This is a genomic window from Leptospira wolbachii serovar Codice str. CDC (assembly GCF_000332515.2).
GTDB classification, from domain to species: domain Bacteria; phylum Spirochaetota; class Leptospiria; order Leptospirales; family Leptospiraceae; genus Leptospira_A; species Leptospira_A wolbachii.
In genome coordinates this window covers 625,001-650,425 of record NZ_AOGZ02000014.1, presented here as the reverse complement: position 1 = coordinate 650,425, position 25,425 = coordinate 625,001, and the positions used below count along the sequence as shown (strand labels likewise).

20 protein-coding genes and 1 pseudogene (1 of these 21 running past the window's edge) are annotated in these 25,425 nt (G+C 39.6%); 10 read left to right on the top strand and 11 right to left on the bottom strand.

Annotated elements, in window-relative coordinates; genetic code table 11:
• Window positions 1–7 precede the first annotated feature (7 nt).
• Entirely contained in the window at window positions 8–1,675 is a 1,668-nt protein-coding gene (locus LEP1GSC195_RS08530; RefSeq protein WP_015680727.1) for an NADPH-dependent assimilatory sulfite reductase hemoprotein subunit, read from the top strand.
• Here the strand turns inward: LEP1GSC195_RS08530 and LEP1GSC195_RS08525 are convergent.
• The 9 genes from LEP1GSC195_RS08525 to LEP1GSC195_RS08485 all read right to left on the bottom strand — a co-directional run bounded on the left by LEP1GSC195_RS08525 (window position 1,672) and on the right by LEP1GSC195_RS08485 (window position 10,390).
• Window positions 1,672–2,577: a bile acid:sodium symporter family protein gene (locus LEP1GSC195_RS08525; RefSeq protein WP_015682383.1), complete on the bottom strand. Its 906-nt coding sequence runs from the start codon at window positions 2,575–2,577 to the stop codon at window positions 1,672–1,674. The two genes, LEP1GSC195_RS08530 and LEP1GSC195_RS08525, sit on opposite strands and share 4 nt — an antisense overlap.
• Complete coding sequence (locus LEP1GSC195_RS08520) at window positions 2,578–3,645, bottom strand: TauD/TfdA family dioxygenase (protein WP_015681373.1); 1,068 nt, start codon at window positions 3,643–3,645, stop codon at window positions 2,578–2,580.
• Window positions 3,646–3,713: 68 nt separating this feature from the next.
• Window positions 3,714–4,946, bottom strand: coding sequence for a sulfate adenylyltransferase subunit 1 (locus LEP1GSC195_RS08515; protein ID WP_015682706.1), 1,233 nt, complete (start codon window positions 4,944–4,946; stop codon window positions 3,714–3,716).
• A complete protein-coding gene (gene cysD, locus LEP1GSC195_RS08510) occupies window positions 4,946–5,854 on the bottom strand; it encodes a sulfate adenylyltransferase subunit CysD (protein ID WP_015682679.1) in 909 nt (302 codons plus the stop codon). The genes LEP1GSC195_RS08515 and cysD overlap by 1 nt, the downstream gene beginning before the upstream one ends.
• A gap of 7 nt (window positions 5,855–5,861) precedes the next feature.
• Window positions 5,862–6,587, bottom strand: a complete 726-nt coding sequence (locus tag LEP1GSC195_RS08505) for a phosphoadenylyl-sulfate reductase (protein WP_015681060.1) — start codon at window positions 6,585–6,587, stop codon at window positions 5,862–5,864.
• Between the two features lie 68 nt (window positions 6,588–6,655).
• Window positions 6,656–7,720: a sulfate/molybdate ABC transporter ATP-binding protein gene (locus tag LEP1GSC195_RS08500; RefSeq protein WP_015680618.1), complete on the bottom strand. Its 1,065-nt coding sequence runs from the start codon at window positions 7,718–7,720 to the stop codon at window positions 6,656–6,658.
• Window positions 7,710–8,525: a sulfate ABC transporter permease subunit CysW gene (gene cysW, locus LEP1GSC195_RS08495; RefSeq protein ID WP_015682705.1), complete on the bottom strand. Its 816-nt coding sequence runs from the start codon at window positions 8,523–8,525 to the stop codon at window positions 7,710–7,712. The genes LEP1GSC195_RS08500 and cysW overlap by 11 nt, the downstream gene beginning before the upstream one ends.
• Window positions 8,522–9,349 carry a sulfate ABC transporter permease subunit CysT gene (cysT, locus tag LEP1GSC195_RS08490; protein ID WP_015681924.1) on the bottom strand — a complete coding sequence of 276 codons (828 nt, stop codon included), beginning with the start codon at window positions 9,347–9,349 and terminating at the stop codon, window positions 8,522–8,524. The genes cysW and cysT overlap by 4 nt, the downstream gene beginning before the upstream one ends.
• Before the next feature lie 3 nt (window positions 9,350–9,352).
• Window positions 9,353–10,390 (bottom strand): sulfate ABC transporter substrate-binding protein, encoded by a 1,038-nt coding sequence (locus LEP1GSC195_RS08485; RefSeq protein WP_040506580.1) that lies wholly within the window; start codon window positions 10,388–10,390, stop codon window positions 9,353–9,355.
• Window positions 10,391–10,568: 178 nt separating this feature from the next.
• Here LEP1GSC195_RS08485 and LEP1GSC195_RS08480 point away from each other — a divergent pair, with 178 nt between their 5' ends.
• From LEP1GSC195_RS08480 to LEP1GSC195_RS08455, 6 genes and pseudogenes are all read left to right on the top strand, one after another.
• Entirely contained in the window at window positions 10,569–12,209 is a 1,641-nt protein-coding gene (locus tag LEP1GSC195_RS08480; RefSeq protein WP_015681838.1) for a flagellar hook-length control protein FliK, read from the top strand.
• Between the two features lie 45 nt (window positions 12,210–12,254).
• A pseudogene (locus LEP1GSC195_RS08475) lies at window positions 12,255–12,797 on the top strand (flagellar hook capping FlgD N-terminal domain-containing protein); the annotation flags it as partial.
• 68 nt (window positions 12,798–12,865) lie between these two features.
• Window positions 12,866–14,260, top strand: coding sequence for a flagellar hook protein FlgE (gene flgE / locus LEP1GSC195_RS08470; RefSeq protein WP_015680552.1), 1,395 nt, complete (start codon window positions 12,866–12,868; stop codon window positions 14,258–14,260).
• A gap of 97 nt (window positions 14,261–14,357) precedes the next feature.
• A complete protein-coding gene (locus tag LEP1GSC195_RS08465; RefSeq protein ID WP_015682606.1) occupies window positions 14,358–16,703 on the top strand; it encodes a tetratricopeptide repeat protein in 2,346 nt (781 codons plus the stop codon).
• Window positions 16,700–17,695, top strand: coding sequence for a hypothetical protein (locus tag LEP1GSC195_RS08460; RefSeq protein ID WP_015681410.1), 996 nt, complete (start codon window positions 16,700–16,702; stop codon window positions 17,693–17,695). Before LEP1GSC195_RS08465 ends, LEP1GSC195_RS08460 begins: the two co-directional genes overlap by 4 nt.
• Window positions 17,696–17,745: 50 nt before the next feature.
• Window positions 17,746–19,725, top strand: a complete 1,980-nt coding sequence (locus LEP1GSC195_RS08455; protein ID WP_015681136.1) for an HD family phosphohydrolase — start codon at window positions 17,746–17,748, stop codon at window positions 19,723–19,725.
• Between the two features lie 59 nt (window positions 19,726–19,784).
• On the opposite strand, the gene murD is transcribed toward LEP1GSC195_RS08455, so the two are convergent.
• Window positions 19,785–21,185, bottom strand: a complete 1,401-nt coding sequence (murD, locus tag LEP1GSC195_RS08450) for a UDP-N-acetylmuramoyl-L-alanine--D-glutamate ligase (protein WP_015680520.1) — start codon at window positions 21,183–21,185, stop codon at window positions 19,785–19,787.
• Window positions 21,186–21,245: 60 nt separating this feature from the next.
• Here murD and LEP1GSC195_RS08445 point away from each other — a divergent pair, with 60 nt between their 5' ends.
• From LEP1GSC195_RS08445 to LEP1GSC195_RS08435, 3 genes are all read left to right on the top strand, one after another.
• On the top strand, window positions 21,246–21,578 hold the full coding sequence (locus LEP1GSC195_RS08445; protein ID WP_002971981.1) for an STAS domain-containing protein: 333 nt from the start codon (window positions 21,246–21,248) through the stop codon (window positions 21,576–21,578).
• A gap of 9 nt (window positions 21,579–21,587) precedes the next feature.
• Window positions 21,588–22,346 (top strand): beta/alpha barrel domain-containing protein, encoded by a 759-nt coding sequence (locus LEP1GSC195_RS08440; RefSeq protein ID WP_040506578.1) that lies wholly within the window; start codon window positions 21,588–21,590, stop codon window positions 22,344–22,346.
• A 134-nt stretch (window positions 22,347–22,480) separates the two neighbouring features.
• A complete protein-coding gene (locus LEP1GSC195_RS08435; RefSeq protein ID WP_015681820.1) occupies window positions 22,481–24,163 on the top strand; it encodes a sensor histidine kinase in 1,683 nt (560 codons plus the stop codon).
• A gap of 72 nt (window positions 24,164–24,235) precedes the next feature.
• Here the strand turns inward: LEP1GSC195_RS08435 and LEP1GSC195_RS08430 are convergent, their stop codons facing one another.
• Window positions 24,236–25,425, bottom strand: partial view of an ATP-binding protein gene (locus LEP1GSC195_RS08430; RefSeq protein WP_015681563.1) — the 3' portion only. It continues 1,057 nt past the right edge of the window; only the last 1,190 of its 2,247 coding nucleotides appear in the window; its start codon lies beyond the right edge, outside the window — the gene reads right to left on this strand; it ends in the stop codon at window positions 24,236–24,238.

Here is a 25,425-nt window from a genome sequence, read left to right as displayed (position 1 = left end):
GGTAATCATGGCAGAACAAAAAAAAGAAACATTAGCAGAAAAAGTAAAACGCCTCAGTCGAGGACTTAGAGGTTCACTCAGTGACAGTTTGAAAGACGAACATACTGGATCTTTACGTTCCGATGACCAACTTCTACTGAAGTTCCACGGAATGTACCAACAAGATGACAGGGACCGCAGAGAAGAACGTGCCGCCAAAAAATTAGAACGTTTGTATTCCTTTATGATTCGGTTGCGTATCCCCGGAGGAATGATTGGACCTGTGCACTGGGAAGCCTTACACAATGTGGCTGGTGAAAATTCAACTGGCACAATCAAAATTACAACGCGCCAAACTGTCCAACTTCATGGGATTCTAAAATCAAAAATCAAACCTACCATCAAAGCTTTTGATTCTGTATTTTTAGATTCGATTGCAGCTTGTGGGGACGTAAATCGTAACGTAACTTGTACATCCAATCCTGCCACAAGTCCCTTACACAAAGAAGTGTTTGGGTATGCGGGTGAGATCAGTCGCTCTCTTCTCCCAAAAACAAGGGCCTATTATGAGATTTGGCTGGATGAAAATCTTTTAGCGGAAAAAGAAGAACCAGAAGATCCATTATATAAAGATGTATACCTTCCTCGTAAGTTTAAAATTGCGATTGCGATTCCCCCTTACAACGATGTGGATCTTTTTACCAATGATATTGGCCTTATTGCTATCATTGAGAATGGCCAACTCATTGGATTCAATGTGGCAGTGGGTGGGGGTCTTGGAACCACTCATGGAAATGCAGACACCTATCCAAGAGTGGGAACTGTATTTGGATATATTCCTAAAAAAGATATCTTAAAAGTCGTTTATGAAATTGTCACCGTCCAAAGAGATTTTGGAAACAGGGAAGATCGAAAACTTTCCCGTTTGAAATACACCTTGGATCGGTTAGGTGTTGAGTTTTACAAACGAGAAGTGGAGAAACGTGTTGGGATTAGTTTCGAACCGGCAAAAGAATACCAATTCACGCAAAGATCGGATGACTTTGGCTGGAAACAGGACGCAGCAGGTAACTGGCATTATACTGTTTTTGTGGAAAATGGTCGTGTTTGTGATGAACATGGTTATAATCTAAAAACGGCGTTACTCGAAGTTTCCAAAACAAGAAGAGCCACATTCCGTTTCACTTGTAACCAGAACCTAATTCTCTCTGATATTTTTCCTAAAGATAAAGACCTAATTGAATCTATTCTTGTGAAATTTGGAGTCCATCGCAAAACCAGTGAAATTTCACAAATCCGTAAGAATTCTATTGCTTGCGTAGCACTTAGCACTTGTTCCTTGGCTCTTGCCGAAGGACAAAGATACCTACCGAGCCTTATCGATAAAATTGAACCCATTCTTGGCAAACATGGACTTAGTAATGAACCCGTATCAATCCGAATGACAGGTTGTCCGAATGGATGTGCAAGGCCATATATTGCTGAGATTGGCCTTGTGGGAACTTCTTATGGTAAATACAACTTACATCTGGGTGCAGATGCGGAAGGATACCGACTCAATAAAAAATATAAAGATGATTTAGATGAGACGGCAATTTTATCCGAGTTAGATGGACTCTTTGGTAGATTTTCAAAAGAAAGAAATACCAAAGAATCCTTTGGAGACTATATCAATCGTATCGGAATCTTAAATTAAGATTCTGATACCTTCGAAGTTTTGTTCCAGTAAGTAGCAATGGCGGCACCGGCAATCAGGTGCCAAATTCCCCACCATGCGCAAATCATTGCCATTCCACCGAGGCCATCAAAGAAATTAAAAACAATCGCAAGACCAAGGCTCGAGTTTTGAATTCCTGTTTCAATTGCGACTGTCTTTCTATCGCCAAGTGGCAAACGGAAAAGTTTGGCAAAGTAATATCCGAGAGAAAGACCTGCCAAGTTCATAATAAAAACAAGCCCAAAGAGAAGGTGGATGTATTCTTTGAAAAATTTCCAATTGGTGGCAAGTGCACCCACAATAAAGAATGCGAGTAACAAAACAGAAACCCTTTGGACCGCACGTTTGACTGTATGAGTGAGTTTTGGAAATAGTTTCTGAAAGATAATTCCAAGTATCAAAGGAATAAGAAGTAACAAAGTTACTGAGACCAAAATTTCGTAAGGACTTACTGAAATTGACTTGAGATACTCCCGAGTCACAGGAAGCAAATTTCCCCAAAAGAAAAATCCAAGTGGTGTTAGGATAAAGGCTAGGGCAGAAGAGAAGGTTGTTAGGCTTACAGAAAGTGCTAAGTTTCCTTTGGCTAGATGAGTGAAAAAATTGGACATATTCCCACCAGGGCAGGCTGCCACAAGAACCATGCCGAGAGCAAGGCCAGGATGCGGATTAATAACCCAAATGATAAGGAGTGTGGCAATCGGTAACAAAATGTATTGGCTAAATAGACCAACAAACGCCGGTTTGGGATGACGTAAAAGATGGCGAAAATCTTGTAACTTTAGTTCCAAGGCAATCCCAAACATTATAAAACCAATGAGAGCATTGATTAAATAGACAGAGTCTTTGTTAAAGTTGAGGCGAACTGAATTGATATCCATTTATTCTGACCAACCCACGAGGATTCGACGTGGTCCTGTAAATGGGAGTCTTCCATGAGAAAGAGAAAAGTTATCAATGATAAGAACATCACCAGTTTGCCAAGGGATTGCTACCAAATGTTTCCAAAAAACATCCGTTATGGATTTCATTTCTTTTGCTGAGATCTCCTCTCCATTTCCATAAGTCACATGAACATCATGGGACTGTTCCCCTGAAATTCTTTTAATGGTCGTTAGGAGTGTAAGCAAAATGGCAACACCTAAAGAACGAAATGTTTTTTGCCGTTTGAATATCTTCCAAACCTCACTCACTGCTGCTTGGTAATGAAATGTTTGCGAATGGTTGTGCCAAGCAGTTGTTTTTGCTTCTGGATGGATGCGAAAGCCTGATTGTTCGTTAGTAATAGTTAAAGAATCTAAACCAAACCAATCCAAATGAAATCTATTTTGATCAGAGATCTTTTTTACTTCATCTAAATTTGTGGTTCCAAACATTTCATCCCAACGTTTGGTTTTCCAGAGAGAGAATCGTGCTTTTTTGGAAGGACCATCGTAACGTCTTCTATAACGAATTCCATGTTTTTGAATCTTTGCTTTGATCTTTGGGTCTATGTCTTTATAAACTTCTCTAAGATCGGTAAGAGGTGTTTCACCACCAGTCTCTGATGCTTTTTCTGCGTAAAAAAATAAAAGTTTAGGAGGATTGTCGAGAAAACTCATCTCGGCATGTTGCATGATTGGGTAGTGGGGAGGAAGTTCACTTGCAGTAAACACATGTTTGACGACCTGATCCCTTGGTGAAGTTCCCAGATAGAACTCACCCAGTTTTTCGTCAGTGGCAAAAAGGATGGATTGGAAGTCGGATGCCTCGTGGACTGGAAAACCACGAAAGAGGATGGCTCCATAGGTCTTTAGGTCCTCTCTCCATTCCGTCTGGTTTTTTTTGACCCAATGGGTTAGATCAAGTATGTTCTTTTCCTCAGAGGGTTCATAAACTATGGGAAGTTTGGTCTCCCCGAGGAAAGATTTCTGGATCCATTTTGTTGCAGTTGTGGTGGCTTGGCTCATACTAATGTCATCTTAGTGAACCAGGACGTTCTAAATCAAGAAAAAATCTGTTATATTGGACTAAAAATCTACAATAACATTCCTGCCGCCACGGTTTGGTTGGTCCCTTCATCCACTAAGATGAAACTTCCTGTCCCACGGATTTTGGAATAGGGGTCATAGGCCACAGGTTTTGCTGTTCGGATGGTCACCTTGCCAATTTCATTGAGGCCGAGATTTGCCTGTTCTTTCTTTTCGTGAGTGCTTGTTTCCACCCTATATTCCAAAGTACGAATGGAGGCTTTTACGGAATTGGTGGTTTGGCGGAATAAATATTTGGATCCAGGAGTCATTACCTTCTGGTCCATCCAACAGATATGCGCTTCTAAATCTTGTGAGGTTGTAGGTTCTTGTCCACTGACAACAATCATATCGCCTCGGCTCACATCGATTTCATCTTCCAAGCGAATGGCCACAGACATAGGAGAATAGGCAGTTTTTAAGGAACCTGCATAAGTATCAATGGCTTTGATTTTGGATTTGAGTCCACTCGGTAATACGGTTATTGAATCTCCCACAGTAAAGTGACCACTACGGATTTGTCCCGCATAACCTCGGTAGTCATGGTATTCAGGGGTCTGTGGTCGAATTACATTTTGTACAGGAAATCTGGGAGCAGGAGACTCTTCTTCTGTATGAAGTTCGATGTCTTCTAAAAATCCAAGAAGCGATTTTTCTTTCCACCAAGGCATAGAGGAGGATAGATCCACCACATTGTCTCCATTCAGTGCAGAGATCGGAAGGAAATGGATGGATTTTAAATCTAAATCTTTGGCAAATTCCAAATATTGTTTTTGGATATTTAAAAATACTTCTTCAGAGAAATCTACCAAGTCCATTTTGTTCACACAAACAACAACATACGGAATTCGAAGTAGAGATACAATATAGGAATGGCGATAGGTTTGTTCGATCACACCTTTCCTTGCATCAATTAATATGATCGCAAGGTCAGAGTTAGAGGCTCCAGTCACCATATTTCTTGTGTATTGGACGTGGCCCGGTGCATCGGCGATGATAAACTTTCTTTTGGGTGTGGAGAAATATTTATAAGCAACATCGATGGTGATTCCTTGTTCTCTTTCGGCTTTTAAACCGTCAGTGAGAAGGGCTAGGTTGATTTGTCCATTGACTTGTCCGGCTTTTTCAATGGCCTCTAGTTGGTCTTGAAAAATGGATTTACTATCGTATAACAATCGACCAATGAGAGTTGATTTCCCATCATCCACACTACCTGCAGTAATAAAACGTAAAATATCCATTAAAAGTATCCGCCTTTCTTTCTATCTTCCATGGCTGCTTCGGAGCGTTTGTCATCCAAACGAGATCCTCTTTCTGTTGTCCTTGAAACTTGAATCTCTCGAATGATATCATCGATGGTATTGGCTTCTGATTCTACAGCTGCAGTACAAGTCATATCCCCGACAGTCCGGAACCGAACGGTTCTAGTTTCAACTTTATCGGAATTGTCTAATGTGATGAATTTTGATACCGGAAACACTAGGTCTTCTCGCCATACAATTTCTCTTTGGTGGGAAAAGTAAAGGGATGGGAGTTCAATGTTTTCTTTCCGAATGTATTCCCAAACATCTAGTTCTGTCCAGTTACTAATCGGGAACACACGAACGTTTTCCCCTACATGGATTTTTCCATTGTAGATATTCCAAAGTTCTGGGCGTTGTAATTTAGGATCCCAAGATCCAAATTCATCTCGAACAGAAAAAATTCTTTCTTTAGCGCGAGCTTTTTCTTCATCGCGGCGAGCTCCACCGATACAAGCATCAAATTTGAATTCCGCAATGGTATCGAGAAGTGTCACCGCTTGGATTCCGTTTCGACTCGGGAACTTTCCTTTTTCTTCGACTGCTTTGCCTTGGTCGATGGAGTCTTGGACAAAACGCACAACCAGTTTTTCACCAGTTTTTTCTGCCAAATCATCTCTAAATTTAAGCGCCTCATCAAAGTTATGCCCTGTATCAATATGAACCAGAGGAAAAGGAAATTTTCCTGGACGAAAAGCTTTGAGTGCAAGATGTACGAGACAAATCGAATCTTTACCGCCAGAAAAAAGGAGGGCCGGTCTTTCGAATTGGGCTGCCACTTCTCGTAAGATGTAGATGGCTTCCGATTCGAGTTGGTCTAAATGAGAAAGTCGATGTAAATCGGTCATGTGAGAATTATCCTTTTTTTGGTGTGAGTTTGCCGTCTACCCAATGTAAACCGCACTCTTTCTTTGATTCTTGTTCCCACCACCAACGGCCTGCACGAAAGTCTTCTCCCGGTTCAATGGCCCTGGTACAAGGGGCACAGCCAATACTTGGGAAACCTTTGTCGTGTAGAAGATTGTAAGGTACATTGTGTTCGCGAATGTATTTCCAGGTATCTTCAAAGGACCATAGGAGTAGTGGTTGGTATTTGATTAAATTTCTTTGGGGATCAGATTCGAAAATGGACATCTCTGTTCGAAATCCTGATTGGTCTTTTCGTAGACCCGTGACCCATACTTCTGTATTTTTTAAAATGAGATCGAGAGGAACCAGTTTACGAATACGGCAACATTCTTTTCTTAAATCTAAAGAATCATAAAAAGCATTCGGACCATTTTGCTCTACAAAGTCTTTAATTTCTTTTTCGTTCGGATAAAAGGCTTCGATTTTTGCCCCATAACGAATGTTTGTTTTTTGCCAAACATCATAAGTCTCTTGGAAGAGCCTTCCTGTATCCAGCGTAGCAATCCGAATGTCGATTTGGTTTGAAAGGATGGCGTGAGTGATGGCTTGGTCTTCCAATCCGAAGCTCGTCGTAAAAACGACTTTTCCTGGATAGTCCAAACTCAATTGTCTTAAACCCTGTTCGAGCGAGAGGGAGGTATAGGTTTCTGTCAAAACTTCCAAATTTCCCATTTTTTTCCAATCCTACCGTCCAATGTTTTGTATATTGGACGATTTGTAAACTATATTAGCGGAAATTACTAGATAGAGAAGTCTTCTACGTAAACTTTTGCTTTTTTAATCCTTAAATAGACGGTTTCTCCAGGCAAAAGGTTTAAGATCCGGTAAATTTCCTGTTCCAAGACGGATTCGATGAGAGTTCCTGTGTCGATTCGTTTCAGCTCCACTCGCACATTCCTTCCCGTGGAATGGATGTATTGGATTTCTGCGGCAATGCCTTGGTCTGCTTCTCGGACAATTTCTACATCGTACGGCCGAACATAAGCAACGGCTACGGATTCTTTTATGTCTTGGTGTTCCGAACTTTCGAGAGCAAAGTCTCCAATTTTGGTTTTTCCTTCTTCGATTCGGCCATGGAAAAGATTCACGTCTCCCAAAAAGTGGAAAACAAAAGGGGACTTGGGTTTGTTGTACACTTCGTCCGGACTTCCTACTTGTTCCAATTGTCCTTGGTTTAAGATGACGATCCGATCACTCACTTCGAGCGCTTCTTCTTGGTCGTGAGTCACAAAAACACTGGTAATATGAATTTCATCATGGAGGCGGCGCAGCCAGTTTCTGAGTTCTTTTCTCACCTTGGCATCGAGCGCACCAAAGGGTTCATCCAGCAGTAAAAATTTTGGTTCAATGGCAAGAGCACGGGCCAGGGCCACTCGTTGGCGTTGGCCTCCTGATAATTCATGAGGGTAACGGTTGTGGAACTTTTCCAGTTGGATGAGGGTCAGTAATTTCGAAACTTTTTCTGCAATTTCTTTTTTAGAAGGTCGTAAGGCTTTGGGTCTTACTTCTAATCCAAAGCCAATGTTTTCGGCAATGGTCATGTGACGAAAGAGGGCATAGTGTTGGAAAACAAATCCGACTTCCCCATTTTGAATTCTGGACTTGGATAAATTTTCACCGACAAACTCCACTTTGCCAGAAGAGGGCTCTTCGAGACCAGCGATGATTCGAAGTAAGGTAGTTTTCCCAGATCCCGAAGGACCCAGTAAGGCCACAAGTTCTCCATCGGGAATGGTTAGGTTGACACTTTTTAAAGCAGTGAACGACCCAAAGGTTTTATTAACATTACTAATTTCAATCGGCATTTTTTTGACTCGCGGTTCGTTTTTCCAAAATCAATTTAAAGATGAGAGTGAGTAGAGAGAGGAACACAAGTAAGGTGGCACAAGCAAAAGCACCTACCGAATCAAACTCATTGTACAACATTTCTATATGCAGAGGAAGGGTAGTTGTTTTGCCACGGATATGTCCACTGAGGACGGAGACTGCACCAAACTCTCCCATGGCCCTAGCATTACATAGGATAATACCGTATAACAGACCCCATTTGATATTGGGAAGGATCACACGTTTCAGAAGTTGAAAAAAACTGGCACCTAGTAAGAGTCCCGCTTCCTCCTCTTCTCTTCCTTGGCTTTGCATGAGAGGAATGAGTTCCCGTGCTACAAAGGGAAATGTGATAAACACAGTCGCAAGGATCAGGCCAGGTGTATTGAAGACAATTTTGATACCATGTTCAGATAAAAAGTTACCAAAGTAACCTTGCCTACCGAATAACAATAAAAAGATGAGACCAGAAACTACAGGAGAGACTGCAAATGGTGAATCAATGATAGTGACTAAAATATTTTTACCAGGGAATTGAAATCTGGTGATGGTAAAGGCTGCCGTCACACCAAAAATCGTATTTAAAATAACAGAGACTATGGAAACTTTTACAGTAAGTCCAATCGCATAGAGAGCATATTCTCCTGTGATGGACTCAATGTATTTAGGAATCCCTTCCGAAAAGGCTTCCGAAAAAACAGTATAAATAGGTAAAATAAGAATGATCCCGGCAAGGATATAGGCTAAAAACACTAATAAAATGGGCAAAATTTTGATTTTCATGATAATTTTTTAGATGCCCGATCTTGGAGTAAATTAATCAAAAACATAAATGCAAAAGATGTGAGTAACATCACAAGAGCAATCGAAGTTGCTTTTTCATACTCGTATTGTTCTAGTTTGGTGACGATGAGGAGGGGAAGGATTTCTGTTTTTCCAGGGATGTTTCCTGAAATAAAAACAACAGATCCATATTCTCCAATACTTCTTGCAAAGGCCATTCCTGTTCCGGCTAAGATGGAGGGCCAAAGTTCAGGCAGTAATACTTTGTAAAATGTTTGGAAAGGTGTTGCCCCGAGGCAACGTGCACTTTCCTCTAATTCTTTGGGTAACTCTTCAATCACAGGTTGAACTGTTCTTACCACAAATGGAAATCCAATAAAAACGAGTGCAATGACAATCCCAATGGGAGTGTAGGCAATTTTGATTCCCCAGGTTTCAAAGTAAGATCCAATGATTCCTTTTTGTGAATAGATAGTAGTGAGGGCAATTCCGGCAACTGCTGTTGGCAGAGTGAAAGGCAAATCAATTAAGGTATCGAGGAGTTTTTTAAAAGGAAAATTGTAACGAACAAGAACCCAAGCAAATAAAAATCCAATGAAGAGATTGAGAATGGCAGAAATGATTCCTACGCTGAAACTTAAAAAAAGTGCGGAGCGAATTCTTTCATCTGAAAAAACTTCTAGGATTCCGGAAACTCCAATCCCGAGAGAATGGATGAAGAGTCCTAGAAGGGGGATGATGACAACCGCGGACGAGTAAAAAACTGTCAGTCCTAAACTGATTCCAAAATGTATTTTTTTATACGGCCGGGTTTCTATAAGCATATTTTATTGGGTTTTGTAGATGGCATCAAAGACACCCGCATCTGCAAAATGTTTTTTCTGTGCAGAATCCCAAGTTTCCCCTAAATCGGATAGGGAAAATAATTTAATGTTTGGAAATTCTTTGGCAGAAGCTTTGGCAGTCGCAGCGTCAGTGGGTCTAAAAAAATGTTTAGAAATGATGGATTGTCCTTCTTTTGTATAAAGAAACTCTAGGTAGGTAGTCGCTTTTTCCAAATTGCCTTTTTCTGTAGCAGTTTTTGTCACCACGGCGACAGGAGTTTCTGCTTTGATTGATTCTGATGGATAAACAACTTCTAAAGTATTCTTTCCGGATCTTTTTTCTTCATCAAGTGAAAGTTTTGCTTCATTTTCCCAAGTGATAAGCACATCGCCAATTCCTCTTTGGACAAAAGTGGTTGTGGATCCGCGAGCACCTGTATCAAGAACCGATGTATTTTTGAAAAGTGCTTTGATAAACGCTGTTGCTTTTTCATCCGATTTGTATTTGCGTTTTGCAAACCCGTAAGCAGCGAGATAATTCCATCTGGCACCACCACCGGTTTTTGGGTTTGGTGTGATGATAGAAACGCCGGGTTTTACGATATCATCCCAGTCTTTGATTTTTTTCGGATTGGATTTACGAACCAAAAATACGATGGTCGAATAGTAGGGAACACTATTGTTAGGTAGTTTTTTTTGCCAATTTGCATCGATTAACCCTGATTTGGTGGAAATGCTATCTATATCGTAAGAGAGTGCAAGACTCACTACATCTGCATCGAGTCCATCAATCACCGCACGTGCTTGTTTTCCTGACCCACCGTGGGATTGTTGGATGGCAAACTCACTTCCTTTCTTTTCCTTCCATTGTTTTAGGAAGGATTTATTGATTTCTTCATACAATTCCCTTGTAGGGTCAAAGGACACGTGTAGGAAGGTCGAATCTGCAGCAACGGTAAATAGAGCCCCAAGACTCAAGAAAATGCACAATATTGCAGAAATTGTTGGTTTTATAGTCGAAATACGGGTAAATTTTTTCATTTTTGCGCCCTTTTGATTAATAAATCAAACTCATCCTCCAATTTAGCAGATATTTGTCAAACGAAATTTATTTCGTAAGACCCACTCTTTTCCCTTCCCGACATAAACCGGAAAAGGAAGAAGATAATTCTCTCAAGGAAATCTGGGGAAGTTCGATCCTTAAGGGAGAAGGCACCCCATGAACGTAAAAGTTGAAAACCAAAACTTAATTCAATTCCCACAGGTGGATTGGAAGTCCTCCAAACGCAGTGGGGAAGAAAACCATGCGATGGCGGTGCGTGAAAGTTTTGGGGAAATTTTGGAACGTGAATTCCAAGTGCATTCTGAAAAACCTAAAAGTCCTTCCGAATACAAAACTCCAGGTCAAGACAAAGAAGGCACAACTTCTCAAACTGAAATTCCGAAACCGGAAGAGACCGCAAATCAAACGTTAAGTGCTATAGCAGAAACACAAAAAGAAGAAACTGTTTCAGAAGAATCTTCAGCAGAGGAAGAAACGGAAGAGACCAGCGAAGAAGAAGATTTAGATCGGGATGCCTTAGAGTATAGTCTTCGGGTTGTTACTTCCACTGTGGACTTTGACCGTTCAATGATTCCGGCTAACCAAGGGAACGAAATGTCCACGAAGGAAAAAACAGTTTTATTATCCTTACAAAAGTCTGCTGAAAAAACGCCTGCTTATTCTCCGAAAGAAGGAAATGCCTTTATTGATGATGCTAAAAAATTAGCGGAAAGTTTTTTCCTTTCGGAACAAACAAAAAAAACAAGTGAGTCTAGTGCGACAAAATCGCAAACTCCTTTGGCCAAAGAATCGAATTTGGTTCATTTTCCAGGTTTTGCGAAAAAACCTATAGAAGATAAAAAAACAAATGGGAAACCAGTTTCTTTCGGAACCAAGGTGGAAGTGAGTCATTCCGGTTCCCAAGTTTCTGATTTAGTTTTTGCCAAGGGAAAAGAGATCAAAGTAGAAACAAAGGATCTTCAAAGCGAACACTCTGTTCGTAAAACAGAAGGAAAACCAAAATCATCTAAACAAATAAAGAGTGGATCGGAAAATACTGAGATTTCTTCAGACCAAGAGAAATCCAACCAAACACAAAACGCTGATAAAATGATTCGTTCTCTTGGAGTCAAAGACAAAGAATTCCAAAAACAAGATTCTAAAGTCCCTTCTGCTTTGGAAAAACAAAAATCCACGGAAGCCACTTTAGTTCCCAACGTTCAAACGAGCACTCCTTCAAAATCAGGGGAAGACGGTGGTCGTTCTTCTGACGAACGTGGCACCAAACAAGGTTTTGCATTTTCGTCTTTAGAAACTAAAATGACATCCAAAACAGAAGAGATTCGTTCGTTTGAAAAAAACTCAAAACCAAAAGAAACCAATCTCAAACAGAATATAGACGAACTCATCAAACAAGCACGGTTTGATATTGTCCAAAATGGAAAGTCTAGTGCTGAAATCGTAATGAATCCCAAAGAATACGGAAGGCTTACTTTGAAAGTCACTGTGGATGGGGATAAGGTAGAAGGTCGGATCCTTGTAGAGTCAGAAGAATTACAAAAATCCCTTCAAAACGAAATCCAAACCATCAAAGAAAATCTAAAAGAATCTGGTCTCGACTTACAAGCGCTCATCATTGATTTATGGGATGATGGAAGTGGCCTTACCGATCGCAAAGAACAAAATGAACTCTACCAAACGATGGTCGAAGCGGCCCGGTTCCGTAATTCAGAAAACTCATTGGGATTAGAGGAATCCACAGACCTTCTCGGTCTTCCGGCATTCGAAGAAACCAAAACATTGGAATTTTTCGCATAAATCGCCAGTAAATAGATAAAAATAGAGGATCCCATGCCAGACGGAATGCAAGACATATCAACACAAAATTCAGCAAGAACCAAATACTTTGAAGGGGATAGAACCTTCAATATACGCAAACATTTGGAACAGTTGGATAAAGAAGAAACAAGTGGACTCAAAGGCATTGAAATTCGTGAGAAACAAAAAGAACTCGGGAAAGATGATTTTTTAAAACTCCTTCTTACACAACTTTCTCACCAGGATCCAACAAACCCAGTGCAAGATAAAGACTTCATCGCACAAATGGCACAGTTCTCTTCATTAGAGCAGATGAAAAACATCTCATCTGGAATTGCGAGAATGGAATCTAAACAAAGTTATTCGGTGGTTGGTAAAATTGTATCAGGACCGGATTTAGTTACCGGAGAAGATGTCACAGGTCTTGCCGGTGCGATTCTTTTTGATAATGAAGGGAAAACTTACGTTCGTGTGAACGGGCGAATGCTTGATGTAGCAAAAATCAATTTGATTTCTGACCCATCTTTACTTAAAGCAGAGCCAGAGTTCCAACGTCCCGGGAACGCACAGAATGTTCCGAATAATACATTAAAAAAACAAGAAGCTTATCAGGATTAATTCAAAAAGGTCGATAAAAAAAGAGAGGATATAACGTTATGATGAGATCACTTTACTCCGGAGTTTCCGGATTGAAAAACCACCAAGTAAGAATGGATGTTATTGGTAACAACATCTCCAACGTAAACACACACGGTTTTAAAACCGAACGAGTTACCTTCCAAGACATGATTTCACAAGAGTTACAAGGTGCGTCTGAACCAAACGAAAGGATCGGGGGAACAAACCCGAAACAAGTAGGTCTTGGTTCTCTCATTGCTGCTATCGATAAAATTATGACGCAAGGTGCTTTACAAACTACAGGAAAGAATACCGACGTTGCCGTTTCTGGAGAAGGTTTCTTTGTAGTAAAAGATGGCGATAAACAATTTTATACTCGTGCTGGTGCTTTCAACATAGATAAAAACGGATTTTATGTAAACCCTGCGAATGGTTTGAAAGTGCAAGGTTGGAATTCTCGTTTGGATGATGGTGGAAACAAATACATCAACTCCGCAGGATCTTTGGAAGACATCGTCATTCCTCTTTATTCTAAAGAACCAGCTCGTGCCACTCAGAACGTAGATTTTCAATCCAACCTCAATGCAAGTGTTGCCGCTGTTCCATCCGACGCAACAGAAGAAGACATCCAACGTTATATCAATGATCCAGATCCTCGCCAAAGAAGAGGCCATGTAACATCCATTAATGTTTATGATGAACTAGGAAACACTCGCCAAATGGGAGTGGAGTTTTACAAAATGAGAGAAAACGTATGGAAGATGCGTTTCAAATTGGAAGACTCAAGCCAAGTTTCTGTGGATGTGAGTGGAACTGGTGGGGAAAACACAAAAGTTTCTGGGAATCAGGAACTCGAAGTATCTTTCACACCAGATGGAAAAATCATCTCTGTGTCCGATGGAGTGGATTCGCAAACCACAGGAAAACTCAAAGCCGATATTTCCTTTCGTATTCCCGGAAACCCAACGGCTCAAAAATTCAGTTTGAATTTAGGAGAAGCGGGTCTTGTCGGCGGAATCACACAATTCTCTTCTGATTTTACTACCAAAGCTGTGAAACAAGACGGATACCCGATGGGATATATGGAGTCCTTCTCCATTGACAACACAGGAACTGTGACCGGTGTTTTCTCGAATGGGGTGCGCCAACCACTGGCAAGGATTGCTCTTGCTAACTTTACAAACCCAGCAGGGCTCAATAAAGAAGGGGACACTATGTATAGTTACTCTTTGAACTCCGGGGATGCAAACATTGGTGAGGCAGGAAGCCAAGGTCGTGGAAAAATCAACGCAGGCCTTCTTGAGATGTCAAACGTAGACTTATCCGACCAGTTTACAGACATGATCGTGACCCAAAGAGGATTTCAGGCCAACTCACGAACCATCGTGACCTCTGACCAAATGATCCAGGAAGTTCTCGGTCTCAAACGATAAGATTCGCTCCATAACGGGGGAAACCCCGTTTTTTCCTTGAGTTCTGCAAAATTCTAAGAAAACTAGGTCAAACTAAACTTTTTAGAATTTGCCTAACTTGTCTCGCTTTCAAAAAAATACCCTCCTTACGTTTTCGCTCTTGGCATTTGTCGCCTATGCTCCGTTATACTATTCGATTCGGAATGCGATCCAAAAAGAAACGCGCACCATCACTTATGAATCAGCTGAGTCCGTTTCATTTTTTAGTTTAGGGGACTTTGAAATTGAAGGAAAAGAATCGGATACAAAAACACTTCTCTTACTTTCTGACCTTATCGATTTCGAATTCAAAAAATTAACTGGCGCTGTGTATTTAGGAAGGGAGGATTCTCTCTCTCTCCCCAAAAAAAACCGATCCCAATTTGTTTTTTATGGAAGTTTTGAGTGGGAAGAAAAAGGAATCACTTTCACTCCCAAACTCAATTCCACAGAACAGAAAGCGACATTCTCTGGAAAACCTATCTTTGTCTCCTATGAAGAACGGGGAAAGTTAGTGGCTGTAATTTATCAGTCTCTTTCTCATCTTTTGGATGAGACCATTCGTTTGCATCGATTGTTAAAAAGACCTCCTGAATGGAAGGTTCCCTCTGCGGATGAATTTTTATCTGAATCAGATTTTGTTCGTTTGAGTGAATATAATTCCTCTTTATCATTTGAGGAAAAAACATCCGTTCTTAAGTCGCTTGAATTCCCTTCTGAGTATTTGCAGTATCTTAAATTCCATTTGAGTTTAGAAAAACGCTCGGAAGAATCATTCAAAGAAGTTTGGCGAACTGCCGGTAGCAATTCCAGTCTTTCTTCCTACACAAAGTTTACTATCGCAAAGTACATTGCTGAGTTTTATTTTTCCAAAAAAGAATTTGGTAAGGTGATTGAGTTTGCGAGTGCCGCTAGGAAAGAAAGAGAAGTTACTAAATCCGTATTCCATAGCGACTATGCTGATACCATTTCCTTACTAGGGAAGGCTTTGGTTTTAGATGGTAAAAAAGAAGAGGCGGTGTATTACCTCACTTCTGCCAGAAAACTGTATGAAACTTTGGGACTTCTAAAAGATCCGTCTGCCATCGAAAATTCTTATTTTTATGGACTTCTTTTATACGATCTTTCCCAAACGGAACTGGCTTCTTTTGAATTGTCTTCGATTCATGGCATGATCACTGGTCCTTTAGAACAAATCTATTTGGACTATAATCTAGCAAAAGTATATTACGATTTAGGTCGTTACGAGGCCGCTGTATCATTGTTAAAAGACCAGAGAAAACTCGTTTTAGCCGAAGGTTTTCCCAATCATGATATCGCTTTGTATTCATATAATTTATACGGTGCTTCGTTATATAAGTCGGGGAAATGGAGTGTTGCGAAATCAGTTTGGGAATCTCTTGTTAATGCTAAGTCCATCTATGGGATAGAAGAGAAACCATACCATCGTTATGCGCTATTTAACTTAGCAGTTCTTTCTAAACTAAAAAATAATCCAGAACAAACGGAAAGTTTATACAAACAATATGTTCGTTTGTCTCCTTATGGGCAAATTGTAGACTTACCAATAAACGATACTTTCGAAACGGGAAAACCTATTTATCCCTATACTTGGGATCTACCAAATCATAATTCCTTTGTTGAGTTAGAGGAAAAAACGATCCGTTCGTATACAGGCCATTATTTGTTTAATAGCCAAGATGAAGAAATCCGTGCAAGGACTTATGAAAATAGACTCGAAGACACCAATCTATTTTTGGATGATTTACTAAACTCCAAAGCCTTTCTTTCTAAATCTATGTCGATTCTACGTAAAACACTCTTTGGTGATTTGAAGAGATTTGAAAAAGGAAATCAAATTGTATTTTTTGATATTGGACCTGCTTTAAATCATCCAGAATATCCTGGTGTTACATCCCTTGCCGTGGCCAAACATTTCTCGGGAATGGAAGTCGTATTATGGGAGTTACCCGGGGAAGTGGATTTATTCTTAAAAAAAGTAAAACCGGAATTAAAGGACAGATTGTATTCTTTTCCGAATATCCGAATCCTTTCCGCCGATGGAGTGGGTGAGTTCCAAACTTTGTATTCCGATCCAAACAATTGGATCCTACGTAACCGACCAATTCCGAATTTAAAAGGAAAAACTATCATCATTCGTGCTGCCAATTCCATTGATATCTATGAACCTTATACAAAAATCCTTCCTCATTTTCAAAATATTGGAAAGGCATTAAAAACGAATCCGATCCTCTATTTCTTTAACCGAAGTATTCTTTTAAAACCGGCGGGAACCGAAAAGTTCATTCTGATTGGAAACCAGTCCATTCGAGGTTTTCATCATAACTTTCAAAGTTTGGATCGTAATGGAGAACCTCCTTATTCCATCCTTCCCTTTACTGTCAGTGAGGAGATTCAACCATGAATTTAGTGGAAACAGAATTCCTTTTTTGTATTCTTTCTGGTTTCTTTTTGTTTCATTCTCTTTCTCGAATTACAGAAGAGTGGAAACGTAAAGATTTACTCTTCCAATGGACGGTTATCACTGCCCTCGGATTTATTCTTACGGAATCACTGAAGAAATGGGGAATATATTCAGAGCTTTGGAATACAGATTCGATCTTTGCTTACATCGCAAAAAGTAATTTATTACTTTTTCTTTCCTACACTTCCCTAGAAGAAAGAATTTTCACTTTTAAGGTGTATCGCCGTCTTTTTGTTTCGATTTTTTTGTATTTGTTTTGGGTCTTTGTTTTGTTTGGCATACAATTCTTCCAAACTAACATCCTCGTCCAAGACAATACTCTGATTTTGCCTTTTGCTATTTCTCTTGGAGCCTTTGTTTGGGCACGAGAGATGTTTTGGAATTTAGAAGAGAATAAGGAAATGAAGTTAGGTGATGATTCTCTTCGTTTTGTCTACTTGTGTTTTTTGCCTGTGGCTTTTTTGGTTCTATCTCCCTGGAAAGTCGATTGGAGTTTTTATAAACAAGTGGCAAACCTGTTAATTTATGGGATCTCCTCCCACGTCGGATTTCAGTTGGTTTCAAAATTCAAAAAACAAATCGTCCCAGAAGAATCGGAGATGGGAATCTGGATTGGTGCGATTGCCTTCTCTACATGTCTTGGAACAGAAATAGTAGTGGTTCTCCCTTTGAGTATTCTTTCGGGAATCTTTGGAAGATTGCTTTATTCATACCTCTCCTCCTTGTCTTGGTCCGGTCCAGGCCTTCGGGGAGTGATCTCTTTTCTTTATCCCTCAGTTTTGGGAATTTTCCTTCCTTTTTTACTCGAAGAGCCAAATGGTTGGGTACATGCACCCTACGTACTGTTAGGAGTCCAGGTTCTGTATTTTTTGAGTTTTTATTTGGTCGCCTGCCTTAGTTTTGGAATCATCCTCTTAAACAAACAAAAGTAAGATTAATTTTCTAAAAAACAATCGACAGTCGTTTTTTTCATGTCGATAGTATGCCTGTGACCAAATCTTCGGATTCGCAATTCATCATCACGGACGATCCTTTTTTTGAAGGCAAAATAGCTGATTATTCCAAAAAAATCAAAGCTAAGGTTTTGACCCTCCCCGAGTTGGACCAAATTGAATCCGATTCCCATGGACGCATCGCCAAAGTATTGTTTTATATCTCTCGGTATGAATTGGAAACCAAACACAACGAGATCCACCAATTCCTAAAGAACCATCCAACGATTATGTCGAACTTTATTGTTCGTGCACCTATCGATTACACAGGATACATCGCTCTAAACATTGAAGAAGATCTATTTTTTACCAATGTTCCCGATGATGCACCTCTGCTCTTTTTAGTGAAGGCTCTTGCTAATGCTTTCACTAGCTTGCAGATGGTGGTGGACAAATTCGAACTACAAAAACGGATCAATGTTTCCACCAATGAAATTTCCAAACTCACAAAGATTGGGATCAGTCTTGCGAACGAAAAAGATTTTACAAAGTTACTTCGTGATATTTTGAATTCAGCCAGGGAAATTTCCAATTCTGATTCTGGATCTTTGTATTTGGTAGAAAAAGACGAAAGAGGAAATCCGAGAAATCTAAGATTCAAAATCTCTGCTCTCGATTTGAGTTCGGATGAATTTATTTTACCCATCAACAAAAAGAGTATCGCCGGTTATGTAGCTTTTACAGGGAAACAGCTCAATATTCAGAATGTGTACGAATTGTCCGGTGGAGAAGAATATAAGTTCAACAGTGATTTTGACAAAATGAGTAATTATTATTCAAAATCGATGTTAGTGGTTCCTATGAAAGACCACCATGATGAAGTAGTGGGTGTCATCCAACTCATCAACCGAAAGAAAAACTTTCAAACTAAACTCACTTTAGAGGAAATGAAAACCAATTCGATTTTAGAATATGATAAATATTCAGAAGAGTTGGTGATGGCGGTTGCGGGACAGGCGGCAGTTGCCATTCAAAACAATAATTTGGTTCATGACATTGAAACTTTGTTTGAAGGATTTGTCACTGCCAGTGTATCCGCCATTGAATCTAGAGATCCAACTACCTCGGGACATTCCTTTCGGGTAGCACAATACACAGTGGGACTTGCGGAATCTGTCAATGCCATCCAAACGGGTCGATTCAAAGATATCCATTTCAATGAGTCTCAAGTGAAGGAAATTCGTTACGCCTCCCTTCTTCATGATTTTGGAAAAGTTGGAGTTCGGGAAAAAGTTCTGGTTAAGGCCAAAAAACTAGAAGATTACGAACTGGATTTAATTCGTTGGCGTTTCCAATTTATCTTAAAAGATGTGGAAGCAAAACTGGCACAAAAGAAAATTGAATACCTTAAAAAACATGGTAACAATGGTTATGTGGAATTTGAAAAGTCAATCCACCTCGAATACGTTTTAGAAAAAGAAAAATTAGAAGAAATGGTGCGAGTGATTTCGGAATCCAATGAACCTTCAATTTTAGAAGAAGGGAATTCTAATTTTTTGGAAGAGATTTCTAAAATGAGTTATCACACAACCGATGGGAACCAACTGAATTTACTGATGCCAAAAGAATTTGGTTTTTTATCTATCCGTCGCGGGTCATTGGATTTCGAAGAAAGGCGAGAAATTGAATCCCACGTAGAACATACTTTCCAATTTTTATCCAAAATACCTTGGACAAGGGAACTTAAAATGGTTCCAGCCATTGCCCATGGCCACCATGAAAAATTAAATGGCTCCGGTTACCCGAGAGGTCTCTCCGCTGTGGAGATTCCCGTCCAGGCAAAGATGATGGCCATTGCCGACATTTTTGATGCCCTCACAGACCAAGACCGACCTTATAAAAAGGCAGTGCCATTGGATCGTGCCTTTGATATTTTAAAGATGGAAGTGAGAGACCAACATATTGATGGAGATCTTTTAGATATTTTTATTGGTAGTAAAGCTTACGAAAGAATATTGCACAAAAGGTAAAAACTAATGATTTGTCAGTGTCATTTCCCAAACTGACAAATCATTAGTAAAACAAACCGTTAGGTGAAATTTTCTTTCACCAAACTCTCAAAGTGGTTTCCTCGTTCTTCAAAATTTTTATATAAATCAAAACTCGCTCCTGCCGGTGAAAAAATCACAGATAGGGGAGTTGTCGTTGCGGTTTTATTGGCATTGTTTCCCATCCTAAAATCGATTTTAGTTTTTAGATCTTTGATTAGGGCGGAGAGGTCAGGGAAGTAACTCACGGGAAGACCCGTGGCATCAAATTCTTTTTTCCATACTTCTACTGCTTTTCCATAAACCCAAATCGGACATTCCAATTCCTTCCAACGACTTAAAAATAAATCGATAGGTTCTAATTTGGGAATTCCTCCGAGTATCAAAAATAATCCATCCCCTTTTTTAAATCCGGCAATTCCAGACAGCATGGAATGGATGTTCGTAGATTTGGAGTCGTTGATAAACTGAATTTCTTTGTATTGATTTTGGAATCCAGAACCTTCTATTCGATTGAATCTATGGGGAAGTCCTTGGAAGGATTCAAATTGATTTTGGATTTCTTCTTTTTCCATTCCCATAGTTTCCGCAAGGGCAATGGCAAAACATAAATTCATTAGGTTGTGTTTTCCTTTGAGTGGAAACTTTGACGCATCATAAGTATGATTCGGAGTATACACTTGGTTTGGTTCTAAACTAACAAAGTATTCCTGATTCTCACCTATCAAGTGCAAGGTTTTTCCTTTTGGCATTTCTTGGGAAAGGAATTGAAAAAAAATTGGATTTACAAACGACCTATGCTTTGGGTTCTCCAAATTTTGGATTTTCCATTTGGCTTCGGCATAGGACTCCATTGTTTTGTGTCTTTCTAAATGGTCCGACGCCAAATTCAAAATAGCAGAAGCAGTTAATTCTAAGTTAGGTGAGTCGTCTAGTTGATAACTAGAAAGTTCTAATACGACTAAATCCAATGGTTCCAAACAAAAGGAGGTAAAAGGAACACCGATATTTCCACCCATCCGAGAATTCGGAAATTTAGATTTTAGAATGTGGTAGGTGAGAGCCGTGGTGGTTGACTTTCCATCAGTGCCAGTGATCCCAACCACCGGGCCTTTGTAAAAAACTCGTGCCAAGCAGATTTCACTGAGTATAGGTAACTCTCTTTGTTTGGCTACTTCCAAGATAGGATGGTTCGGAAGGATGCCTGGGCTTTTGATGATGCAGTCAATTCCTTCTAATACTTCCTGTGGGTGATTGTCTGACAAAACTTCTGCATACAAAAGTGTGTTGGCTTTCTCTGGAAACTTGTCTGCCAGTAAGCATTGTTTCCCTTGGGAGGTTAATAATTTGGCAGAGGAGTCCCCCGAGGATCCGCCACCTAAAATCAGGAATTTTTGGAATTTGTCTAGGTCAGAAGCCGATGGAATGGATTGAGAAAACATTGATTGACACTCCGCTAAAATACGATGATTTTGTAAAATCATATCAGGTTGGGTAAATCGGTGCTGAAACACGAAGTGAAAGACGGAAAACTAGTCGTTTATCTGGAAGGTCGATTGGACGTTTCTGTGGCAAATGAAGTGGAAGAGGGCCTTATGGAACTCATCGATAATGCTGGGCATAGAAAGGTTCTTTTGAACATGAAAGACGTAGAATACATGTCTTCCTCTGGATTCAGAGCTTGTATTTCCACTCTTCGCAAACTCAATTCTAAAGAGGGTTCGCTAAAAATCTCCAACATCAAACCCGCAGTCAAACGTATCTTTGATGTCATTGAATTGACTTCTCTTTTTGATATCTATGATTCGGAAGATGCTGCGTTAAAAGCGTTCTAAGCTTTTTCCTTGAATCCTGTTTTACATAAGATAGTAGCAACCAAACACGAGGAAATTCGTATGGGAAGGGGAAAGACCCTTCCTGCTCGCAAAGTTCCTGTTAGACCTTGGGAATCGCATCTCAAAACTAATTCCATATCAGTCATTGCGGAATGCAAAAAAGGAAGTCCTAGTTCTGGTATCCTTAGACCCGATTATAATCCCGTTCAGATTGCTTCTCTTTATGAATCTTCTGGTGCCGGTGCCATTTCAGTCCTCACTGACTCCCAATTTTTTTTTGGATCTCTCTCGGATCTAACGGCCGTTTCCGAATTAGTGAAAATCCCTGTGATCCGAAAGGACTTCATCATTGATCCTCTTCAAATTGACGAAGCTTATGCTTACGGAGCGTCTGCAATTTTACTAATTGTTCGGATCCTTTCACCAAGTGAACTAACGTCCTTACACAAGTATGCCAAAAGTTTAGGTCTTTCTGTCCTTGTGGAAACACACAATAAGGATGAGGTAAAAACTGCACTCGATGCAGGGGCCACCACTATTGGAATCAATACCCGAGATTTGGATACATTCGAAATTCATAAAAATCTAATTGAGGAAATTGCACCAGAGTTGGACAGTTCCATCATTCGGGTGGCTGAATCTGGGATCGAAAGTTATGCAGATTGGCAAAAATACAAGGGAATCGTGGATTCTATGTTAGTTGGCACCTACTTTATGAAAAGTAAAGATATAACAAAAGACTTTCATTCACTTTTATTTGGAAATTAAGTCCCATTTTTTGTTACATTCACAGTATTGAGCTGTGGACTTTTGATTGAAATTAGGGTATCCCTTATCCTGGTAAAGAGATTTCAAAGATAATTTCGCTTTTCTCCTATTGTCCATCCATTAATCTATCCCCCATGAACTGGAAGCAATCCTTCAAAGGATTCGTTTTATTTCTGCTCTATATCGGAACTGCCAAACTAGGTATGGAATTTTTTTCTTTCCAACCGGTAAACCTGGCGGTTCTCTGGATTCCTTCCGGCATTGGCCTCATCGGTTGTTTGTTCTTTGGATATCGCTATTTGCCAGTGGTTTGGCTTGCGAGTTTTCTTGCCAATAAAGACGGTCTTATCAGTAGCCAACATGGTTTGGACCCTTTTGGTTTGTATCTCAGTATTTCCCTGACTGCCGGGATCGATACTCTCCAATCAGCATTAGCCTATACATTCTGGATAAAAAAAATCCGCAAAAGCCTCAGTTCCGCAAAAGATAATTTTTACTTTGTGGTTTACGTTTGTTTTCTTTCTAGTTTGATTTCTATACTTTGTCTTGGTGGAATTCTATATTCCTTTGGATACTTTTATAAACTAAACTTTTCTGAAATCATTCGCACTTTGATTGTGATTACTTTTGGAGATACGATTGGAATTTTTATAATCGTTCCATTCTTTATGGCTTGGAGAAAATTCCGTTTTGAGGATTTGTCAATTCGGCTTATCCTTTGGACTTTTTCTTTTGTATTAGTGCAAGTCATCATAGTCTATCATTTCCCTTATCTTTTCTTTTTATCTTTTTTGATTTTAATTTATTTGGGTTATCGATTTCAAATCCGAGGTGTTACCTTAGGAGTATTTCTGCTGTATTTGTCGAGTATCCTGATGACAAGAATGGGTGTTGGCCCATTTGTGTATCCAGGAGTATTTGATTCGTATATTTATTTGATTTCCTTTTTGATTCCATTCTCCATATTATCAGAGTTCATTACTTTACAATACCAAAGACTCATCACCTATCGTTTTGAATTAGAAAAAAAAGTTTTTGATCGAACTAAGCTACTGAGAAAACAAGTCTTCGAAAAGAACAAGGCCATTGAAGCCTTACACACTTCCGAAAAATTGCTAAGTGAGTCTAACCGCACAAAAGATATTTTTTTTTCCATCATTGCTCACGATTTAAGAAACCCGTTAGGGGCTTTTAAACAACTGACTGAACTTATGTATACGGATTTTGATTCGCATACAGACACTGAAAAAAAAGAAACCATATATGAAATTCAAAACTCTGCCTCTATGTTATACGGGCTTCTGGAACAACTTTTGGACTGGGCAAGGACTCAAACAGGAAACATGCCTTTCCGGCCCAAACAAGTAAATCTGATCGGCCTTATTTCTAAAATTACGGATCAAGTTGAATCAACGATTAAGAAAAAATCCATTCAACTTCTTACTGACATACCGTCTGAATTGGCTTATGTTTATGCTGATTCAGAAATGATTCAAGCGATTCTCCGAAATTTAATCACTAATTCAATTAAGTTTACCAACGAGAATGGGAAAATTAGGATCGCTGTCAGACAAGATGAAGATGGCATCCGAGTGGAATGCCAAGACAACGGCATCGGAATGGACAGTTCTGATTTGGAAAAGTTATTTCGTGTCGATGCCCAATTGACAAGCATTGGATTAGAAGGCGAAAAGGGAACAGGACTTGGCCTTATCCTTTGTAGTGAATTTATAAAATTACATGGCGGAGAAATTTGGGCAACTAGCGAAAAGGGGAAGGGAACAACGGTTAGTTTTCGTTTGCCTGATAGACGTTGAGCTTTAAGATTTAAGTTCTTATCTAGAATTTATTCAAATATCTTTATGGCGATATACTCGGAAATTACTAACTCATTCTGGTGCCCAAGGTAGAAAGATGGTAAATATCGTCCTTCCTGGTTTTGTTTCTAGTTCTATGCTGCCATTGTGTTTTTCTACTACTTGTTTTGTGATATAGAGGCCAAGTCCGGTCCCCTCTCCGATAGGTTTTGTTGTAAAGAATGGATCAAAAATTTTAGATTCCAAATCTTTTGGAATGCCTACCCCGGAATCTTCGATGGAAACAAAAACATAACCTTTATCTTTGATTTCTGTTTTGCCAATTTTAATTTTCAAAAACCCTTTTCCGTTCATGGATTGGATGGCATTTTGAATCATATTGGTCCAGACTTGGTTTAATTCATCTGGATAACATTCAATAGGTGGAATCTCCTCGAAATCAGTAGCGAGTTCGATTCCTTGTTTCAAAGAGCTTTCAAAAATAGTGAGAACCATATCTATAGAATCTGATAGGTTGATTGTTTGTTTTTCTGCTTTTGGATCAAAATGTGTGAAATTCTTTAGGGATTGCGCAATTTTTACCGCACGTAAGGCTGCTATTCGAATGGTCTTCGTTCCTTGCAGGAGAGAGATGGCTCGTTCTGCAATCACAAGAAAATCTGCTCCGTCTTTGTCTGTTAGTATGGGAATCCAATCCTCTGGAATTTCCCGAATGCCCAATGATACAAAAAGATCAGCTTTGTTTTCAGCATCGTTGATTCCCAAACTTTCTAGGTATTGTGTCAAATTGCGTTTGGTTTGTCTGGCTTCTTTTGTCGAAAAAAGTTCGTTTTGGTTTATTGCAAGGTCGAATAACGATAATAATATTGGAAATTTATCTTTTGGGATCGGATTTGTTTCGGGGAGAAGTCGGAAATGTTCAGTTATTCTTTCTTCTATTGCGGCACTGGAAGCAATCACTGCGCTAAGTGGTGAATTGATTTCGTGTGCAACACTCGCTACCATGACACCGAGTGAAGACATCTTCTCTGAATGAACCAATTGATATTTGGCAGCTTTTAAGTTTAGTTCGGCCGTGATGATTTCGTTAGAGATGTGTTTCGATAAAAAGATAGATTGGAAAAAAACAAATAACAAAAGTCCATAGGAAAGCAACATCGGTTCTGTTTTGTGTAATAATGATAAAATAATATCATTACTCGCACAACCTATGAGCAAAATAGAAGATAGTCCTAAATATATATAGCCATATCTTTTGTCTT

Bases quoted from the DNA above. Each gene is read 5' to 3' on its own strand.
- LEP1GSC195_RS08530 (WP_015680727.1), top strand. From the start codon at position 8: ATGGCAGAACAAAAAAAAGAAACATTAGCAGAAAAAGTAAAACGCCTC.
- LEP1GSC195_RS08525 (WP_015682383.1), bottom strand. From the start codon at position 2,577: ATGGATATCAATTCAGTTCGCCTCAACTTTAACAAAGACTCTGTCTAT.
- LEP1GSC195_RS08520 (WP_015681373.1), bottom strand. From the start codon at position 3,645: ATGAGCCAAGCCACCACAACTGCAACAAAATGGATCCAGAAATCTTTC.
- LEP1GSC195_RS08515 (WP_015682706.1), bottom strand. From the start codon at position 4,946: ATGGATATTTTACGTTTTATTACTGCAGGTAGTGTGGATGATGGGAAA.
- cysD (WP_015682679.1), bottom strand. From the start codon at position 5,854: ATGACCGATTTACATCGACTTTCTCATTTAGACCAACTCGAATCGGAA.
- LEP1GSC195_RS08505 (WP_015681060.1), bottom strand. From the start codon at position 6,587: ATGGGAAATTTGGAAGTTTTGACAGAAACCTATACCTCCCTCTCGCTC.
- LEP1GSC195_RS08500 (WP_015680618.1), bottom strand. From the start codon at position 7,720: ATGCCGATTGAAATTAGTAATGTTAATAAAACCTTTGGGTCGTTCACT.
- cysW (WP_015682705.1), bottom strand. From the start codon at position 8,525: ATGAAAATCAAAATTTTGCCCATTTTATTAGTGTTTTTAGCCTATATC.
- cysT (WP_015681924.1), bottom strand. From the start codon at position 9,349: ATGCTTATAGAAACCCGGCCGTATAAAAAAATACATTTTGGAATCAGT.
- LEP1GSC195_RS08485 (WP_040506580.1), bottom strand. From the start codon at position 10,390: ATGAAAAAATTTACCCGTATTTCGACTATAAAACCAACAATTTCTGCA.
- LEP1GSC195_RS08480 (WP_015681838.1), top strand. From the start codon at position 10,569: ATGAACGTAAAAGTTGAAAACCAAAACTTAATTCAATTCCCACAGGTG.
- flgE (WP_015680552.1), top strand. From the start codon at position 12,866: ATGATGAGATCACTTTACTCCGGAGTTTCCGGATTGAAAAACCACCAA.
- LEP1GSC195_RS08460 (WP_015681410.1), top strand. From the start codon at position 16,700: ATGAATTTAGTGGAAACAGAATTCCTTTTTTGTATTCTTTCTGGTTTC.
- LEP1GSC195_RS08455 (WP_015681136.1), top strand. From the start codon at position 17,746: ATGCCTGTGACCAAATCTTCGGATTCGCAATTCATCATCACGGACGAT.
- murD (WP_015680520.1), bottom strand. From the start codon at position 21,185: ATGTTTTCTCAATCCATTCCATCGGCTTCTGACCTAGACAAATTCCAA.
- LEP1GSC195_RS08435 (WP_015681820.1), top strand. From the start codon at position 22,481: ATGAACTGGAAGCAATCCTTCAAAGGATTCGTTTTATTTCTGCTCTAT.